Consider the following 18,083-nt stretch of genomic DNA (forward strand, 5'->3'; position numbering starts at 1 on the left):
ACGTGATCGGGAGGCCGATACCTGGGTACCCTAAGCCCATGAGCGCGCCTCGCACAGCACGACGGACACCCGCCGCCCTCGCCATGGCGGCAATCGTCGCATTGGCACTGACCGCCTGCACCGGCGGTGGAGGCGAGCAGGGCACGACGAGCGACGGTGGCCAGGGATTCCCCGACGACGGCTGCACCCACATCGCCGTCGCCACCTCGTCGGAGAAGGTCAACATGCTCGACGAGCTGGCGAAGGCGTTCAAGGACTCGCCCGAGCACGAAGGGCTCGAGACCTGCGCCACGGTGCGCCCCACCAACGTCTCCTCGGGCAACGCGACGCGCTTCCTCACCTCCGGCGAGGACTGGCCGAGCGATGACACGTCGCTCTGGCCGACCCTGTGGTCTCCGGCATCCACCGTCTGGACCGATCGCGTGGCCGCTGCCGCGTCACCCAGCCTCGTGGGCGAGCCGAAGTCGTTCACGCGCACTCCGGTCGTGTTCGGCATGCCCGAGCCGATGGCGACCGCTCTCGGCTGGCCGAACGCGCCCATCAGCATCAGCGACCTCGAGACCCTCTGCCAGGACCCGGCCGGATGGGGCAGCGTCGGCAAGGACATCTGGGGCGCCTTCAAGATCTCGAAGACGAACCCGAACACCTCGACGACCGGGCTCTCGACGATCCTCATGCAGTCCTATGAGGCGACGGGCAAGGCCGAAGGGCTCACCTCGGCGGACGTCGAGGCCTCGGCCGACTTCTCCCGCGTGTTCGAGGAGTGCGTCATCCACTACGGCGACACGACCGGCAACGTGCTCTCGACGCTCTACGACGAGACCCAGAACGGCTCGAACGGCTCGGCCTACGTCTCGGCCGTCGCGCTGGAGGAGACCTCGCTGCTCAACTACAACCAGGGCAACCCCGACTCGCACACCGTGCAGCCGGGTGAGACCCTGACCCCGCCGAAGACGAAGCTCGTCGCCGTGTACCCCGAGGGCGGCTCGATGTGGTCGGACAACCCGATCACGGTGCTCGGCGCCGACTGGGTGACCGCCGAGCAGCGCACCGCAGGTGAGGCGTTCGCCGAGTTCGTGCAGACCACCGCGGCGCAGAAGATCCTCCCGGACTACGGGTTCCGGCCGCTCGATGAATCGGTGCCGCTCGGCGACCTGTTCACCGCCAAGTTCGGCGTCGACCCCGCGCAGCCCGCCGTGACGCTGCCGAAGCCGGAGGTCGATGTGATCTCCACCGCCATCGATCAGTGGACGCAGGTGCGCAAGCCCTCGTCGGTGCTCGAGCTCATCGACATCTCCGGATCGATGGACGACCCGATCGGCGACGGTCGCTCCCGTCTCGACGGAGCGATCGAGGGCGCACAGTCGACGCTGAATCACTTCCGCTCGACCGACGAGATCGGCGTCTGGGCGTTCACCACCGGAATCTCCTCCGACGAGGGTGAAGGCATCCAGGTTCTCCGCGACGTGACTGCGCTCGGCTCGGACGGTGAGAAGCTCGACTCGTCGCTCGACGACCTGCGCTACGCGCAGCGCAACGGCACTCCCCTCTACGACTCGGTCCTGCTCGCCTACGAGGCGATGAGCGAGCGGGCCGAACCCGGTCGCATCAACGCGATCGTGGTGCTCTCCGACGGCGAGGACACCGACTCGAGCACCTCGCTCGACTCGCTCATCGCGAAGATCGGCAAGAGCACGAAGGAGGGTGGCGACGACGACGCTCCCGTGCGTATATTCCCGATCGCGTATGGAGAGGGTGCGGACACGTCTGCGCTGCAGCGGATCGCGGATGTCACCGGCGGGCAGCTGTTCGACGCCTCGGATGCCGAGCGCATCGATCTCGTCTTCGCCTCCGTGATCAACAACTTCTGAGGTTTCGCGATGCCGTATCTCTCCTCGTCGAACAACCCGTGGATCGAGGATGCCGTTGGAGGCATATCCGGTCAGAACATCTATGTCGATCCTGCCGTGTCCGGTGGCCAGGGCCTGACGGACGCTCTCGCCGGGGTGGTTCCCGGTGACGGTTCGATCGCGGTGGTGGTGCTGCCGGCGGATGCCGCACGCGACACCCCGTACAGCACCTACATCCTCGAGCAGCTCACGGCGGGGTCGAGTCAGCAGACCGTGGTCGTCGCGATCGGCGACGACCTGCAGGCAGCATCGGCTGCGATCGGCGATGACGCGCTGCGCATCGCCAACGAGAACGAGTCCTCGGGTGGGAGCCTGCAGGATCAGCTCGTCGAGACGGTCCAGGAGATCTCGGCGGAGACGCCGACCTCGTCGAGCGGGGGTGACGATGTCGCCGGCGGTGCTGCGATCCCGCTGGTGATCGGCGGCGTCGTTCTCGTCGCGGCCGCCGTGACCGCCGTGGGGCTGATCGCACGTCGCCGACGTCGCACGCCGGCCGTCTCGACCGACCCGGTGCCCGCCGGGATCCGACTGCGGGTGAATCGCCTGCGCGAGCTCCGGGCCGACTACGCGGCGGTGCCGGGCAGCCCTGTCGCCGCCGAGACGGCGGCGGGGATCGATGCCCTGGCCTCGCACGTCGAGCAGCTGTTCATCCGGCTCGATGCCAAAGCGGGTGAGGACCAGAGCGTGCTGGCCGAGGCCGAGTACTCCGACAAGCTCGCCCGCCTGGTCGCCGCGCTGGACCGCGACTACCTGCTCGATCTGTTGACCAGGCCCGACCTGTGGGACGCCCCCGACGAGCGCATCGCCGAGGTGCGCGAAGCGCTGTCGTCGGTGACCACCCAGATCGTCGACAACATCAAGCAGGTCAACGCCCGCAAGGGACTGCTGTTCCAGGTGTCGCTCGACTCGCTCATCGGTCGCAGCGAGCTGCGCGACTGGGAGCGTCAGTTCAAGCAGAGTTCCGGCGACTAGTCACTGCTCAGCGCCTCGCAACGGCGGCGTCGACGACACGACCGTCGACGAGGTGCAGCACCCCGTGCATGCGCGGGAGGTGCACCAGGTCGTGGGTCACGAGCAGCGTCGACGTGTTCCGCTCGTCGGTGAGACGAAGGATGAGGTCGATGATCTGAGCCCCGCGCTCCTGATCGAGAGCGCTGGTGGGCTCGTCGACCAGGAGCACGCTCGGATCGTTCATCAGTGCTCGAGCGATGTTGACGCGCTGACGCTGCCCGCCGGAGAGCTGGTGCGGCCTCTTGTGACCGTGCTCGGCGAGGCCGACAGCCGAGAGCAGCTCATCCGCACGATCGGACGCCTTCGCGCGATGGCGCCGACTGTGCGGGGCGCCGAGCTCGTTCATGACGCTCAGCTGCTCGCGGGCAGTCAACGACGGGATGAGGTTGGGCTGCTGGAAGACGATCCCGATCCGGTCCCGCCGCAGACGCGTCGCCTCGGCCGGGCTGAGCGCGGAGACGTCGCTGCCGTCGATGAGGATCTCGCCGGAATCCGGACGCAGGAGGGTGCCGGCGACGGCGAGCAGACTCGACTTGCCGGAGCCGCTGGGGCCCGTGATGCCGGTGACGGTTCCGGGGTGAGCGGTGAGGGAGACGCCATCCACAGCAGTCACCCGCGAGTCGCCGTCGGGGAAGGTCAGGGTGATGTCGTTCAGGCGGATCATCGGTTGCTCCCGAGTGCGGTGAGGGGATCGGCGGAGGTGACGGATCGCAGGGCGAAGGCAGCACCTGCGAGACCGAGGGCGATCATGATGCCGCCCGGAAGGATCGTCGTGAGAGGGCTCAACAGGAACGGAAGGGCGGTGCCGGCGAGCAGTCCCAGCGCGGTGACCAACCCCAGTCCGATGCCGATGCCCACCAGCAGGACGATCAGCGCCTGTCCCAGAGCGTCGCGGATCAGGGATCGCGTGCTTGCGCCGAGCGCCTTGAGGACGGCGACATCGCCCTTGCGCTGCATGGTCCAGACGGTGAAGAAGGCGCCGATGACGAGTCCCGAGATGCCGAACAGCATGGCCACCATGAGCAGCAGCGATCCGATCTCGGAGCGGAAGGCGCTCAGCGCCGTCAGCGATCCGAGGGTCGTCTCGGAGATCGTGTCGTTCGCGGTGTCCGCGGCATCCCAGTCGGGAGCCCCCGTGACAGCGAGGACGGTGGCGTAGGCATCGGGGTTCCCGGTGGATGCCGAGTACGCCTGCCAGTCGTGCAGAGTCATCTGCACGACTGGCGCATGGCTGTACCAGGCGTCCCCGTCGATCGTCTCGACGTCGTAGGAGACGCCGGCGATCTCGATCTGCTCTCCGACCTTCACGGCGAGCGCATCCGCGGCGGGCACCGAGAGGCGCAGCCGACCGTCTGCGGAGGGCGCACCGGCGTCGAAACCAGGCTCGACACCGAACACCGCGATCGCGGCACGGGTGTCGTCGGTCTCGGCGCGGGTCTGGCTGATGCCGAGGGGACGCGCATCGGTCACGCCGGCCGTTGCCGCCCAGTCCTTCGCCTGCTGCTCGGTGATGGCGGAGTCCGCGAAGCTGGCCGCGCCGTCGCCGCCCGAGGGGGCGGAGAACACGATGCGATCTGCGGGAAGCGCGAGCACACCCGAGACGTTCTGGATGGCGAGGCCTCCCGTCAGTCCGCTGAGGAACCCGACGAGAAGAGTGATGAGGGCGACGACGGAGCCGATGAGGATGAATCGCCCCTTGGCGAAGCGGAGATCGCGTAACGCGACGAACATGGTGTGGCCTTTCCTGTCTCCGATGCGGCGACCATTCCACTTTCGCCGCGGGCGTCGTCCCGGTCATCGGCCACCGGAACGGGCTTTCGCGACCTGGATGAGTACGCCTCGATCGTCCTTTCGTACGATGCGGCCGCTCGGTGCGGCGGCGTAGAGTTCGATCCATGGCGCATACCGCTCTGACCCCGGTGTTCGTGGGTCTGCGGACCGGCCTCCACGTTCTCTTCTTCGCCCTGACGGGGGTCGTCATCGCCCGCGCCGCGCTCGACCCGTCGGATTCGAGCGTCTCCGCGATCGTCCTGGGTCTGATCGTCGGCGCGACGTACGCGTCGGGTCTGCTGCTCGCTCGCCTCTCGCATGGGCGACGTCTGGTGTCGCTGATCTGGCTGGCTCTGCTCTCGGCGGAGTGGCTGGGTCTGCTCTGGGTGAGCGCCGATGCCGCCTACCTCGTCTTCCCGCTGTTCTTCCTGTTCCTCCACCTGCTCGGGCGCTGGGCGGGATCTGCCGCGATATTCGTGTCGACGATCGTCGCGGTCTGCGCCCTCGGCATCCGTGGCGGGTGGAGCGTCGGCGGGGTCGTCGGCCCGTTCGTCGGTGCCGCCGTCGCACTCCTGATCGGCCTCGGCTACCAGGCTCTGGCGAGAGAGGCGCAGCAGCGAGAAGCGCTGGTGCGCGAGCTGCTCGCGACCCGTGGACAGCTCGCCGCGCGTGAGCATGAATCAGGCGTCCTCGCGGAGCGCGCCCGGCTCGCCCGCGAGATCCATGACACGCTCGCGCAGGGGCTTTCCAGCATCCAGATGCTGCTGCACGCAGCGGAACGCGCCGACGACACGCGCCCGGGGATCGAGCACATCCGGCTCGCGCGCGAGACGGCTGCCGCGAATCTCGTCGAGGCGCGGCGGTTCATCCGCGAGCTGACTCCTCCCCAGCTCGACGACCAGACCCTCGGCGGGGCGTTGCGCCGATTGGCCCGCACGCAGTGGGCGACGCAGGGGCTTGACGTGCACGTGCGGGTGTCCGACACGATCGTCCTCCCCATGCACCTGCAGACGGCGCTGCTGCGCATCACGCAGGGTGCGATCGCCAACGTCATCCAGCACGCTCACGCGAAGACGGCGACCGTCACCATCGGCATCGAGAACGACCGCCTCCGCTTCACCGTCGAAGATGACGGAACCGGATTCGATGCGGAGCTTCCTGCGCCGGGGACCGCCGAGAAGTCCGATTCCTTCGGTCTGCGCGCCACCGCCGAGCGAGTGCAGCAGTTGGGCGGACGACTCGAGATCGACACCGCGTCCGGTCGTGGGACGACGCTCACCGTCGACCTCCCGCTCACGGAGTTCGCATGATCCGCCTCGTCATCGCCGACGACCACCCCATCGTCCGCGCCGGGCTCACGGCTCTGTTCAGTCTCGAGCCGGATCTCGAGGTGGTCGCCGAGGCAGGCACCCCCGATGAGGCAGTGGCCTGCGCCGAGCGTGAGAACCCTGACGTGGTCCTGATGGACCTGCAATTCGGCTCTCAGGCCAAGACCACCGGCGTGGATGCGACTCGACGCATCCGTGCGCTCGAGGCACCGCCCTATGTGCTCGTGCTCACGAACTACGACACGGATGCCGACATCCTCGGCGCCGTCGAGGCCGGTGCGAGCGGTTATCTGCTGAAAGACGCTCCGCCGCACGAACTGACCGCCGCCGTGCGCGCGGCGGCCGCCGGAGAGAGCGCTCTCGCGCCGGTGATCGCCTCCCGCCTGCTCGATCGCATGCGCGCACCCCGCGTCAGCCTCAGCAGCCGCGAGATCGAGGTGCTCGAGCTCGTCGCTTCCGGGCGATCGAACAGCGAAGTGGCAGACGAGCTCTTCGTCAGCGAGACGACGGTGAAGTCGCATCTCGCGCACATCTTCTCGAAGCTCGACGTCAGTTCACGCACCGCGGCCGTCTCGGCAGCCCGCCGGAAGGGCATCCTCCGCTGAGATCTGGCCCGTCGCGGCGGATCCTCTATGCGGACATCTCTGACTCACCGGTGAGCGCGGTGGGCACCCGCATGCTCTTTCGCGCGGATGCATGGGGCGTTCGCCATCGGCATCCAGACGCCGCACCGAGGCGATCGTCTCGAGGTGAAGACCCGGTCGGGGGTCGCGCTCGTGGCGACGCGCTCCATCGCGGCGGCGAGCGCTGCCTGCGTATCGAGTTCCCCTGATTCCCAGGCTGCGGCCATCGCCGCCGTGAGTTCACTCTGAGTCAGTCGTCTGGCGATGTCCTCTTCGAGGATGCCGGCCGCCACTGCCGCCTTCACCATTCCCACCGGTGCAGGCTCTTCGAAGTAGTCCCACTCCTCGAGGCCCAGACGTTCCTTCGTCTCCTCGAGCAGCTTCAGCGCATCCCAGATCTGCGTCTGCTCGGCCTCGCTCAGCTTCCCCGAGTGAATCAGATCGTGCGCCTCCGCATAGACGTCGTCGTCTCGTCGCAATCCGATGGTGATGATCTCGATCGCGCCGACATCGGCATGCATCTTGGCTCGGAAGATGATGCGGTAGGCACGCTGGCACGCCTCCACGGTGTTGAAGCCGACGAGGTTCGTCCTCCTGTGATTCGACAGGCGGTGTTTTCCCTCGGGCGAGGCGAAGAGCCCGGCGATCGTGTCGAAGACCGTCTCTCGTTCTGAGAGGTTCACGTTCGCAATGAGCCAGTCGATGCTCTCTGCGCTGAACGTCACCTCTGCCTGATCGTCGGGGAACCGCTCACCCGGCTGCAAGCAGTCGCTCCCTCGCCTCATCGACCGCGAGCATCGTCGAGCGATCCGCCACCAGATCGGCCGCGATGCTCAGAACCTTGAGCTCCGCGTCGCGCAGCAGACGACGCTGCTCGTCGTACTCAGCCGCCGACACGACGACGGCAACCGGCTTGCCATGGCTGGTCAGCTTCACCGGCCGATCCTGCGCCTCGGAAGTGAGGAAGCCGACGCCTCGTCTGGCTGCGACTGTCGAAGACATCGTGAGAGGCTGGGTAGTCATGACACCACTTTACGCCCAAATATGTAGAAGTGTGTAGAAGCATTCCGGTATGCGCTGACCGCCGACACGCTTAGAGCAACCAAGGTTGACAACTCTCCCCATAGCAACCTAAGTTGACAGCATGGAGTCCTCCCAGATCGCCGCGGTGGCAGCGGACACGAGCGACCCGAGAACCGGCTTGCGTGCAGTCGCGTCGTTGCGCGTGCTCGCAGACACCCTGGAGCTTCGACAGGTCGAGGCTGCCCTCCGCTCGGGTATGAAGTGGCAGGAGATCGCCGATGCACTCGGGGTGACCCGGCAGGCCGTCCACAAGAAGCACTCCAAGCGAGTGGACCCCACGATCCCGATCTCGAGGAGGAACTCATGAGCAAGTTCGTTCGCGTCGCTCAGACGAGCCAGTCTCTGTCTCTCGCCGCTATGGAAGAAGCATCGCGACTAGGGCTTCGCACCCCAGACATCGAGCACCTGTTCCTCGCCCTCGTCATCAACGACCAAGCCGCGGGACGGGCACTGCGCGACGTCGGCATCGATCTCGGCACCGCACGCAGCGCCGTCGAAGCACAGCACGCAGCACAACTGGCGTCACTCGGCATCGAAGCGTCGTTTCCCGAGGCAGGGCGCATCGTATTCCACGAGACCGACGGGTACGAGTGGAGCAAGCGCGCTTCTGACCTCATCGCTCGCTCGGCCGAGAAGGACAACGCGGGCGACGCCGCTGCGGTGCTCCGAGAACTCGTGGCCGAGCCGAGCGGCTTGATCGCCGTCATACTCGAGCGACTGGGCACCAGTCCCGATGCGCTGCTCGAGCAGCTCGACGCCGTCGACTCGTCCCGGCGGGCGACCGCGCCGGCCACGCCCGCGGTGAGTGGCCGGATCTCAGGGTCGACGGAGACCTTCGTCCCCGCACCGATCGAACAGGTCTGGGACTACCTCGCCGAGCCGACGAACGTTCCCCAGTGGCAGATGAGTGTGGGTTCGATCGAGCATGCAGAACAGGATGCCGCCGCCGGCGCGGTGTGGACGGGCCTCGCACGCGAACGACGTCCCGATGGGAAGCTCGTGAAGGTCAAGCCCGAGTTCCGTCGCCGCCGTATCGAGCTCGTCGCGGCGCACCGGCCGGACACGCTCGCATGGAGCTTCGCGTACCCCGATGCTCCGCGGAGCAATGGGACTCTCGCGGAGTTCACCTTGGCGCCCACCAACGGCGGTACTCAGGTGTCCATCACCACGTCTTGGTCCCGCCGTCCCGGTTGGCGACGGGTGGTGGGATTGCCCCTGCGCCCGATCCAGAAGTTCATCGTGTGGATCACCCTGTTCCAGATCGGCGGCGCGATCAGCCGAGCATTCCGCTGATCGAGGCGACGTGACCTAGGCCTGCGGGTCCGCTGCGATTCTCCGCGCCTTGCGCGCGCGATGGTCTTCCCGCGCGGCGCTGATCACGCCGGCGATCGCGAGGACGATGAGAAGCGTCTGGATCGTGACGAGCACCGGCGTCATCGGTCCCAGATCATCGCTGGAAGACAGCGCCTCGACAGCATTCGCCTCACCGGACGCGAGATACAGCGTGAAGTCGGTGAGGGCGTGGATCGCCATGCCCACCCAGAGGCGGCCGGTGACCCGTCGCACCCAGTAATAGAGGCTGCCGGTCATGCTCAGGAAGGCAACCTGGAAGGCGATCGCCGCCGGAGGCACGCCCGCCCAGACGCTGCCGACGGTGTGCGCGGCACCGAAGAGCAGCGAGGTGGCGAGCAGGGTGACGAGTTCGCCGTGCCGTTCGCGCAGCGCGGTGAACACGATGCCACGGATCACGAGTTCCTCGCCGAAGCCGACCATGATCGTCCCGACGAGCACGATCATGACCGTGCCGAGCCCCCGCTCCGCCCACGGGATGCCGGGCAGCTGCACGAGAGGCAGCGCGACCAGCAGCACCGGGATCGCGATGAGCCAGAGACGACGTGGTCGCATGCGCAGCGTCGACGTGTTGCGCCACACATCACGCCACCAGCCCGCCCACCAGACGAACCACAGTGCGAGACCGATGGCGATCGGCAGCGGAATGAGATGGCTGAGCGCGAACTCCGCCGTGACATCACCCTCGGGGGCGAAAGAGCCGGCGATGTTGCCGAGCACAGCGGCGAACAGGATGTAGATGATGAGGGCGACCACGCCCACCCAGAAGCGTCTCGGCACCCGGTCACCGACTCGCTCGCTGGTGTCGTCCTGGGGTTGCGACATGCGCCGGTCACCTTTCCTCAGCCGTGCATCAGTATGCCGATATTCCGGCAGTATCCGGTTTCAGACTAGCGACCGCCGAGCATCGCCCCACGCTGGTCGTCAGGCGGCGGGAGCCGCAGTCGATGCGCGCACGATCAGCTGCGACCCCAGCGTCACGACATCGTCGATCGTGGTGCCGTTCATCGCCTGCAGCAGCAGGTCGACCGCGAGCGCACCGCTGCGTTCGATCGGCATCCGCACCGTCGTGAGAGCCGGGGTGACCGCACCCGCGAGGTCGATGTCGTCGATTCCGACGATGCTGATGTCGGCAGGGCAGCGCTTGCCGAGTTCGAGCAGCCCGGCCTCGAGTCCGAGGGCGACGAGGTCGTTATAGGCGATGACGGCCGTGGCACCGCTCGCTGCGGCCGGCGCGGCGGCGGCTCGCCCGCCCTGGATCGAGGCGGCGTGGTGGCTGAGCCCGGTGAGGCGGATGCCATGACGCTCGCACGCCCGGGCGACGGTGTCTGCGCGGCGCACGTCCGCCCACGAACCACGAGGACCCGCGGCGTACGCGATGTGCGTGTGACCGAGAGCGGCGAGGTGCTCGATCGCCTGGGCCGGCCCATGCTCGGTGTCCATCAGCACGCAGGGAGCACCGTCGATCTGGCGGTTGACCACGACATAGGGTGTGTCGCCGACGAGTTCGAGCACGTCGGCGTCGGGCAGACGCGGCGAGCACAGCAGCATCCCGTCGAGCTTGCGGGCCTGTTCGATCTGCTCGCGCTCACGGCGCAGGTCTTCATCGGCGTCGAACAGCACGATGCGATGGCGGCCGTGCCAGGCCTGTCCCTGGATCGCCTTGAGCAGAGTGGCGTAGACGGGGTTCGAGACGTCGGGCACCACGACCCCGAACGTGCGGGTCGCTGTGGCGGACTGCGAGGTCGCGTAGCCGAGTTCACCCGCGGCCTCGAGCACGCGGCCGAGGGTGTTCGGCGCAAGGCGATCGGGTTCGCCGAAGGCACGCGACGCGGTCGCGATGGACACGCCTGCGCGTCGTGCCACATCCGTCAGCGTCGCTGCCATATCGATCTCCCGCCCTTGCAGGCAATCCTACGATCCTCACCCCTGATGTAAAACGGCTTGACAAGTTTGTACAAACACTGCACACTGATTTTCATGACGATCAACGCCGATCACCCTCAGCGGTGCGCGGCCCCGAGCGAAGGAGCCACCGCGTGAGCATCCCAGCACCGGCCCTGCGCCGCACGACTTCAGCGACGGCCTCGCCGCTGGTCGCCCCGACCGCTGCAGGCATCCTGCACCTCGGACTCGGCAGCTTCCACCGCGCACACCAGGCGGTCTACACGGCAGCTGCACTGCAGTCCGCCGGCGGCGACTGGGGGATCATCGGCGTCGCCTCGCGTTCACGCTCCATCGTCGACGCGATGCACGCCCAGGACATGCTGTACTCGGTCGCGACCATCGCGCCAGGCACCACCTCGCTCACGATCCCCGGCGTGCACACCGACGCCTTCGTCGGCGCCGAGCAGCCCGAGCGCGTCGTCGCGCAGATCGCCGACCCCGGCATCCGCATCGTCACCCTCACCGTCACCGAGAACGGGTACAGCTACTCCCCCGCGACGCAGCATCTCGATCTCGACGACGACACCGTGCGCTCCGACCTCCGCGGCGGCGCAGCCTGCTCGACGATCGGCCAGCTCGCCCGCGGCCTGCAGGCTCGTGCGGCCGCCGGTGGCGCACCGATCTCGATCCTCAGCTGCGACAACCTCTCGGCCAACGGCGCTCACACCGAGAAGCTCGTCCGCGAGTTCCTGCATGAGCTTCCGGGTTCCGAAGGCGCGGATGCCCTCGCGTTCCTCGACCGCGCCGTGTCGTTCCCCTCGAGCATGGTCGACCGCATCGTGCCGGCGACCACGGCCGAGCTGCGCACCCGCGTCAGCACCCTGCTCGGCGCCCGCGACGACATCCCCGTGCCCGCCGAGCCGTTCACGATGTGGGCGATCGAAGACCGCTTCGCCGGCGGCCGCCCTGCGTGGGAGGCAGGCGGCGCCGTATTCACCGACGAGGTCGGACGCTATGAGCAGATGAAGGTGCGCCTGCTCAACGGCACGCACTCCCTGATCGCCTACCTCGGCGCGCTCAGCGGTGTCGGCACGATCCCCGAGGCCATCGGACTCGACGGCATCGAGAGCGCGGCGCGCGCCGTGCTGCGCGACGAGTACGAGCCCTCGATCGAGGTGCCCTCCGGCGTCGACATCGACGCCTACGAGAGCGAGCTGTTCGAGCGCTGGGCCAACAGCGCTCTCGGGCACCGCACGAGCCAGGTCGGAACGGACGGATCGGTCAAGCTGCGCCAGCGCATCCCCGAGCCCGCTCTTCTCGTTCTGCGCGACGGCGGGATGCCGCACCTGATCGCCCTGACGGTCGCCGGCTACCTGTCGTGCATCGCACCCCTGCCCGGATTCGACCCCGGTCTGCACGCCGCCGCGATGACCGACGGCGCCCGTGAGCGCCTCGCCGGATTCGCAGAGACCGCGCGCAACGGCCGCGAGCTCGCACAGCGCGTGATCGGCGAGCTGCACCTGTTCGGTGATGAACTCGGATCGCAGGATGCGTTCATCGCCCGCGTCGGCGAGCTCGTCGACATCATCCAGCGACGCGGCGTCGATGCCGCGATCGCCGATGCCGTCTCGGCATCCCAGACAAGCACATCATCATTCATCAGCGCAGAGGAGATGCAGCCATGAAGGCTCTCGCCATCCACGGCAAAGAAGACATCCGCTGGGAAGACCGAGAGGTGCCGACCCCCGGCGACGGCGAGGTGCGCCTCCGCGTGAACTACGTCGGCATCTGCGGATCCGACCTGCACTACTACTTCCACGGCGCCAACGGCGAGTACACGATCCAGGAGCCGCTGACCCCCGGTCACGAGCTGTCCGGTGTCGTCGACCTCGACCCTTCGGGCCGCCTCGCTCCCGGCACCCCCGTCACCGTGCACCCCGCGCGCTACGGCCCCGAGGTCAGCGGCCTCGAGGCTCACCCGCACCTGCGCCCCGGCGGCGACTACTTCGGCAGCGCCGCGGCGAACCCGCACCGCCAGGGCGGAGCATCCGAGCTGCTGATCGTCGAAGAGCAGATGATCCGCGTGCTCCCGGCATCCCTTCCGCTCGAGCGTGCTGCCCTCGCCGAGCCGCTCGCCGTCGCGATCCACGCCGTCAGCCTCGCCGGTGACATCACCGACAAGCGGGTGCTCGTGATCGGCGCCGGACCCATCGGCCTGCTCGTCGTGGCCGCGGCACTCCACGCCGGCGCCGTTGTCGTGGGCGCCAGCGACGTGCGCGAAGAACCCCTCGACCGGGCCAAGGCCCTCGGCGCGACCGAGGTCTCGCTCGTCGGCCGCGACACGATCGACAACGAGTCGTACGACGTCGTCTTCGAGTGCTCCGGCGTCGGCGTCGCGCTCACGCAGGCCGTGCGCGCCGCCCGCCGTGTCGGCACCATCGTGCAGGTCGGGATGCTCCCCAACGCCGACATCGGAGTGAACCTCGCCCCGATGCTCGCCAAGGAGCTCACGATCCGCGGCGCCTTCCGCTTCTCCACCGAGATCGACGACGCGGTCGCCCTGCTGGCCGAGTCCGACACCCTCGACTCCGTCATCTCCCACGTCCTCCCGGCATCCGACGCCGTCCAGGCCTTCGAGCTCGCTCGCGACTCGTCCGCTTCGGCGAAGGTCCTGCTGGCGCTGTAGCAACACCCCCACCCGGCGGCCGAGCCGCACCGCAGAACCCCACCCTGTTCCTGGTCCGAAGGAGTACCTCCCATGTCAGAACCGCAGACGACGGCCACGGCCGCCGACCCCGCCGAGAAGAGGTCGGTCCGCGACCTCGTGCGCGCCGCCATATCCGGATGGCTCGGCACGGCACTGGAGTTCATGGACTACCAGCTCTACTCGCTGGCAGCCGCGCTGGTCTTCGCCGATCTGTTCTTCTCCTCCGAGAACCCGGCGGTCGCGGTCGTCGCCGCGATGGCCACCTACGGCGTCGGCTATGTCGCGCGCCCGGTCGGTGCCTTCTTCTTCGCCCGTCTGGGTGACAAGACCGGACGCACGAAGGTGCTGTTCTACACGATCCTCCTGATGGGTCTCGCGACCACCCTGATCGGCTTCCTGCCGACGTACGACCAGGTGGGCGTGCTCGCGCCGATCCTCCTCGTGCTGCTGCGCATCGCACAGGGCTTCGGAGCCGGAGCCGAGATCTCGGGTGCGGGCGTCATGCTCGCCGAATACGCACCGGCCAAGCGCCGCGGCATCATCGCCTCGCTCGTCGCCCTCGGCACCAACTGCGGAACACTGCTCGCCTCGGGCATCTGGGCCATCCTCCTCGTCGCCTACAGCGAAGACGAGGTCATCGCGTGGGCGTGGCGCATCCCCTTCATCGCCAGCGCCGTCATCATGCTCTTCGCGATCTGGGTGCGCTTCAACCTCAAGGAGACCCCGGTCTTCGAGGAGCGCGACGACGTCGTCGACGGCAAGGCGCTCTCCCGCGACGAGGTCGTGAAGCTCGCCACCGAGACCAACGACATCCGCACTCTCGAGGCGCTGCAGCGCAAGCCGTGGAAGGCGTTCTCGATCGCGCTGCTGCTGCGCTTCGGCCAGGCCGGCAACTCCGGCATGATCCAGACCTACCTGATCAGCTACATCACCGTCGTGCTGCTGCTCGACCGTTCGATCGGCGTCAACGCCGTGATCGTCTCGTCGCTCGTCGCCTTCATCACCGTTCCGCTGTCCGGCTGGCTCGGCGATCGCTTCGGCCGCAAGCGCATGTACATGGTCTGGTCGGTCGTCGCCCTGATCATCATCGTCCCGACGATTCTCATGATCAGCAGCAAGGACACCGTGCAGGTCTTCGTCGGCTACGTCGTGCTGCACAACCTCGCGGTGATGAGCTTCGCGTCGCTCGAGAACCTCACGCTGCCCGAGCTCTTCGGCTCCCGCAACCGCTACACCTTCACGGCCATGGCACGCGAGATCGCCGCCATCGTCGCGACCGGCGCGGGCCCCGTCATCGCCGCCGCATGGGTGTCCGCCGTCACCGGATCGTTCATCCCGATCATCATCATGCTGTTCATCTTCACGCTGAGCGCGCTGATCGCCTCGATCTGGATGCCGGAGGTCGCCGGCCGCGACCTGACGGACCCCCGCGACGCGATCTGATCGCCCCGCACATCACGACCCGGGGTGCGGGCGCCCGAACGCCCGCACCCCCCATCTCGCCCCGCATCCTCAGGAGAACGACATGACCATCGAGATCGTCGACGTCAACATCACCAGCCCCGGACGCAACTTCGTCACGCTCAAGATCACGACCTCCGACGGCATCGTCGGCCTGGGCGACGCCACGCTGAACGGACGCGAGCTCGCCGTCGCCTCCTACCTCTCCGACCACGTCGCCTCGATGCTCGTCGGCCGCGATGAGGACCGCATCGAAGACACCTGGCAGTACCTCTACCGCGGCCCGTACTGGCGTCGCGGCCCCGTGACGATGGCGGCGATCGCCGCAGTCGACATGGCGCTGTGGGACATCAAGGCCAAGAAGGCCGGGATGCCGTTGTACCAGCTGCTCGGCGGCGCCAGCCGCGAGGGCGTCCGCGTCTACGCCCACGCCTCCGGCACCGACTACGCCGCGCTGAAGAACGCGATCACCGGCTACGAGGAGCTCGGCTACACCGCCGTGCGCGTGCAGACCGGCGTGCCCGGCCTCGGCCAGATCTACGGCGTCTCGAACGCCGGCCCCGGCGTGCGCTACGACTACGAGCCCGCCAAGCGCTCGGGCGATCGCCCGAGCGAGGAGACGTGGGACACCCGCAACTACCTCAACCACATGCCCGGGATCTTCTCGCAGATCCGCGAGGACTTCGGCACCGACCTGCGCATCCTGCACGACGGACACCACCGGATGTCGCCGATCGAGGCCGCGCGCTTCGCCAAGGACATCGAGCCCTATGACCTCTTCTGGCTCGAGGACTGCACCCCGGGTGAAGACCAGACCGCGCTGCGCCTGGTGCGCCAGCACTCGACGACGCCCCTCGCGATCGGCGAGGTCTTCAACTCGGTGTTCGACTATCAGACCCTCATCACCGAGCGTCTGATCGACTACGTGCGCTCGGCGGTCACCCACACCGGTGGCATCACGGCCATGAAGAAGCTGCTCGACTTCGCCGCGATCTACGGCATCAAGTCGGGTATCCACGGTCCGACCGACATCTCGCCCGTCGGCATGGCCGCGGCGCTGCACCTCGACCTCGCGATCCACAACTTCGGCATCCAGGAGTACATGCCCCACAACGAGCAGACGCTCGAGGTGTTCCAGACCTCCTTCACGTTCGACAAGGGCTTCCTGCACCCCGGCGACGAGCCCGGTCTCGGTGTCGACCTCGATGAGGATGCTGCGGCCGGCCACGAGTACACCAAGGCGTATCTGCCGGTGAACCGCCTGCTCGACGGGACCGTCCATGACTGGTGAGGCACGCCGGGTCGCCCTGCCCCAGCGCACGGTCGACTCCCGTCTGATCGTCGTCGCCCGCGCGAAGCGGGCCGAGGACTACGACGCCGTGCTCGACGTGCTCGTCGACGCCGGCATCCGCAGTGTCGAGCTCACACTCACGACTCCGGGCACGTTCGAGCACTTCCCCCAGCTGCTCGCCCGGTTCGGTGACACGGTCGACCTCGGCATCGGCACCGTCACGAACACCGGTGATCTGGCGCGGGCGATCGAGGTGGGCGCGGCCTACATCGTGACCCCGATCACCTCGACCGACTTCGTCGCGCAGGCGACGGATGCCGGTGTGCCGATCGTCCCTGGCGGACTCACCCCGACCGAGCTTTTCGCCTCGTGGTCTGCCGGTGCGTCGGCGGTGAAGGTGTTCCCGGCAGGGCAAGTGGGTCCCGCGTACCTCAAGGATCTGCGCGGCCCGTTCCCCGACCTCGTCGCAGTGCCCTCCGGGGGCGTCGATCTCGCGGGTGCGGAAGCGTGGCTGCGGGCCGGCGCCGTCGCCGTGAGCGTGGGCGGACCGCTGCTCGGCGACGCCTTCGCCGGCGGCGACCTCGCCGCGCTGCGCGAGCGGGCGGCGGCGTTCGTCGAGGTGTGCGCGCGGGAATCCTCGTGACCGTGCCATCGGTCGTCACGCTCGGTGAGACCATGGCCCTCGTGCGCACGACCGAGATCGGCTCGCTGCGGCACGCGAACTCCCTGGCCTTCGGCATCGGCGGTGCCGAGAGCAACGTCGCGATCGGCCTCGCCCGCCTCGGCATCCGGACCTCGTGGCTCGGACGGATCGGCGACGACTCCCTCGGCGAGCGCGTCGCGCGGGAGATCCGCGGAGACTGCGTCGATGTGCGAGCGATCCTCGACCCGGATGCCGCGACCGGCCTGATGGTGAAGGAGCGGCCGTCCGCCGCATCCACCGCCGTGCACTACTACCGCGCGGGGTCGGCCGGGTCCAGGCTGCGTCCGGAGGATCTGCCGGACGGCTGGGTCGAAGACGCCGCGCTGCTGCACATCACGGGCATCACTCCGCTGCTGTCCGCTTCTGCACGCGCCGTTCTGCACACGGCGATCGACCGGGCTCGCGCAGCCGGGACGACCGTGAGCTTCGACATCAACTACCGATCTGCTCTCGCAGCGCCCGAGATCGCAGGACCGGTGCTCCGCGATCTCGCCGAGCGTGCCGACATCGTCTTCGGCGGCGCCGAGGAGTTCGACATCCTGTACCCCGGACTGTCGGCTGCGGATGCCGCTGCACGTCTGCAGGATGCCGGCTGCGCGACGACCGTGCTCAAGCAGGGTCCCGACGGCGCCTCGGTCTTCACCACTGGTTCGGTGGTCGGCGCGCCCGGATTCGCGATTGACCCGGTCGACACCGTGGGTGCCGGTGATGCCTTCGTCGCCGGCTACCTCAGCGCCCTGCTCGACGGCCACGACATCGACGCCGTCCTCCGGCGAGCGAATGCCTGCGGCGCGATGGCGTGTCTCGTTCCCGGCGACTGGGAGGCTGCGCCCACCCTGCGCGACCTCGAGCGTTTCCTCGACGGGGATTCCGACCCGGTGCGGCGCTGAGTCGGCGTTGACGCCGCCCGAGAACGCGTAGCCTCGAAAGATGTCCAAAGCCGTCATTTCTCCGTCCAC

The 18,083-nt window shown here is 68.1% G+C and carries 18 protein-coding genes; 12 read left to right on the forward strand and 6 right to left on the reverse strand.

Annotated elements, in window-relative coordinates; all coding sequences use genetic code 11:
- The first annotated feature begins 38 nt into the window (after positions 1-38).
- A complete protein-coding gene (locus ACIP5T_RS11740) occupies positions 39-1,871 on the forward strand; it encodes a substrate-binding domain-containing protein (protein ID WP_400863287.1) in 1,833 nt (610 codons plus the stop codon).
- A 9-nt stretch (positions 1,872-1,880) separates the two neighbouring features.
- Entirely contained in the window at positions 1,881-2,882 is a 1,002-nt protein-coding gene (locus ACIP5T_RS11745; protein WP_400863289.1) for a hypothetical protein, read from the forward strand.
- 7 nt (positions 2,883-2,889) lie between these two features.
- Here the strand turns inward: ACIP5T_RS11745 and ACIP5T_RS11750 are convergent, their stop codons facing one another.
- On the reverse strand, positions 2,890-3,585 hold the full coding sequence (locus ACIP5T_RS11750) for an ABC transporter ATP-binding protein (protein WP_400863291.1): 696 nt from the start codon (positions 3,583-3,585) through the stop codon (positions 2,890-2,892).
- Positions 3,582-4,652: an FtsX-like permease family protein gene (locus tag ACIP5T_RS11755; protein ID WP_400863293.1), complete on the reverse strand. Its 1,071-nt coding sequence runs from the start codon at positions 4,650-4,652 to the stop codon at positions 3,582-3,584. Before ACIP5T_RS11755 ends, ACIP5T_RS11750 begins: the two co-directional genes overlap by 4 nt.
- 164 nt (positions 4,653-4,816) lie before the next feature.
- Between ACIP5T_RS11755 and ACIP5T_RS11760 the strand changes: the two genes are divergently transcribed.
- Together ACIP5T_RS11760 and ACIP5T_RS11765 are read left to right on the forward strand one after the other, a co-directional pair.
- Positions 4,817-6,001, forward strand: a complete 1,185-nt coding sequence (locus tag ACIP5T_RS11760) for a sensor histidine kinase (protein WP_400863295.1) — start codon at positions 4,817-4,819, stop codon at positions 5,999-6,001.
- The gene (locus tag ACIP5T_RS11765; protein ID WP_400863296.1) at positions 5,998-6,624 is read left to right on the forward strand and encodes a response regulator; all 627 of its coding nucleotides are present in this window, start codon (positions 5,998-6,000) and stop codon (positions 6,622-6,624) included. Before ACIP5T_RS11760 ends, ACIP5T_RS11765 begins: the two co-directional genes overlap by 4 nt.
- A gap of 44 nt (positions 6,625-6,668) precedes the next feature.
- Here ACIP5T_RS11765 and ACIP5T_RS11770 read toward each other — a convergent pair whose 3' ends face one another.
- On the reverse strand, positions 6,669-7,367 hold the full coding sequence (locus tag ACIP5T_RS11770) for a hypothetical protein (RefSeq protein ID WP_400863298.1): 699 nt from the start codon (positions 7,365-7,367) through the stop codon (positions 6,669-6,671).
- Positions 7,368-7,392: 25 nt separating this feature from the next.
- Positions 7,393-7,665, reverse strand: a complete 273-nt coding sequence (locus tag ACIP5T_RS11775; RefSeq protein ID WP_400863299.1) for a type II toxin-antitoxin system prevent-host-death family antitoxin — start codon at positions 7,663-7,665, stop codon at positions 7,393-7,395.
- Between the two features lie 121 nt (positions 7,666-7,786).
- Between ACIP5T_RS11775 and ACIP5T_RS11780 the strand changes: the two genes are divergently transcribed.
- Positions 7,787-8,032 carry a hypothetical protein gene (locus ACIP5T_RS11780; protein WP_056275758.1) on the forward strand — a complete coding sequence of 82 codons (246 nt, stop codon included), beginning with the start codon at positions 7,787-7,789 and terminating at the stop codon, positions 8,030-8,032.
- Positions 8,029-9,018, forward strand: coding sequence for a Clp protease N-terminal domain-containing protein (locus ACIP5T_RS11785; RefSeq protein ID WP_400863301.1), 990 nt, complete (start codon positions 8,029-8,031; stop codon positions 9,016-9,018). The genes ACIP5T_RS11780 and ACIP5T_RS11785 overlap by 4 nt, the downstream gene beginning before the upstream one ends.
- Positions 9,019-9,033: 15 nt before the next feature.
- Here the strand turns inward: ACIP5T_RS11785 and ACIP5T_RS11790 are convergent, their stop codons facing one another.
- Positions 9,034-9,900, reverse strand: a complete 867-nt coding sequence (locus tag ACIP5T_RS11790; RefSeq protein ID WP_400863303.1) for a lysostaphin resistance A-like protein — start codon at positions 9,898-9,900, stop codon at positions 9,034-9,036.
- Between the two features lie 99 nt (positions 9,901-9,999).
- A complete protein-coding gene (locus ACIP5T_RS11795; RefSeq protein WP_400863305.1) occupies positions 10,000-10,962 on the reverse strand; it encodes a LacI family DNA-binding transcriptional regulator in 963 nt (320 codons plus the stop codon).
- A gap of 152 nt (positions 10,963-11,114) precedes the next feature.
- Here ACIP5T_RS11795 and ACIP5T_RS11800 point away from each other — a divergent pair, with 152 nt between their 5' ends.
- From ACIP5T_RS11800 to ACIP5T_RS11825, 6 genes are all read left to right on the forward strand, one after another.
- Positions 11,115-12,647, forward strand: coding sequence for a mannitol dehydrogenase family protein (locus tag ACIP5T_RS11800; RefSeq protein ID WP_400863306.1), 1,533 nt, complete (start codon positions 11,115-11,117; stop codon positions 12,645-12,647).
- Positions 12,644-13,648, forward strand: a complete 1,005-nt coding sequence (locus tag ACIP5T_RS11805; protein WP_400863307.1) for an L-idonate 5-dehydrogenase — start codon at positions 12,644-12,646, stop codon at positions 13,646-13,648. The genes ACIP5T_RS11800 and ACIP5T_RS11805 overlap by 4 nt, the downstream gene beginning before the upstream one ends.
- Before the next feature lie 72 nt (positions 13,649-13,720).
- Entirely contained in the window at positions 13,721-15,112 is a 1,392-nt protein-coding gene (locus tag ACIP5T_RS11810) for an MFS transporter (protein WP_400863308.1), read from the forward strand.
- Between the two features lie 82 nt (positions 15,113-15,194).
- Positions 15,195-16,421 (forward strand): D-mannonate dehydratase ManD, encoded by a 1,227-nt coding sequence (manD, locus tag ACIP5T_RS11815; protein ID WP_400863309.1) that lies wholly within the window; start codon positions 15,195-15,197, stop codon positions 16,419-16,421.
- Positions 16,411-17,064: a bifunctional 4-hydroxy-2-oxoglutarate aldolase/2-dehydro-3-deoxy-phosphogluconate aldolase gene (locus tag ACIP5T_RS11820; protein WP_400863311.1), complete on the forward strand. Its 654-nt coding sequence runs from the start codon at positions 16,411-16,413 to the stop codon at positions 17,062-17,064. The genes manD and ACIP5T_RS11820 overlap by 11 nt, the downstream gene beginning before the upstream one ends.
- Positions 17,061-18,014: a sugar kinase gene (locus ACIP5T_RS11825; protein WP_400863312.1), complete on the forward strand. Its 954-nt coding sequence runs from the start codon at positions 17,061-17,063 to the stop codon at positions 18,012-18,014. The genes ACIP5T_RS11820 and ACIP5T_RS11825 overlap by 4 nt, the downstream gene beginning before the upstream one ends.
- The last annotated feature ends 69 nt before the right edge of the window (positions 18,015-18,083 follow it).

It is taken from the genome of Microbacterium sp. NPDC088619 (assembly GCF_044752825.1).
Taxonomy (GTDB): domain Bacteria; phylum Actinomycetota; class Actinomycetes; order Actinomycetales; family Microbacteriaceae; genus Microbacterium.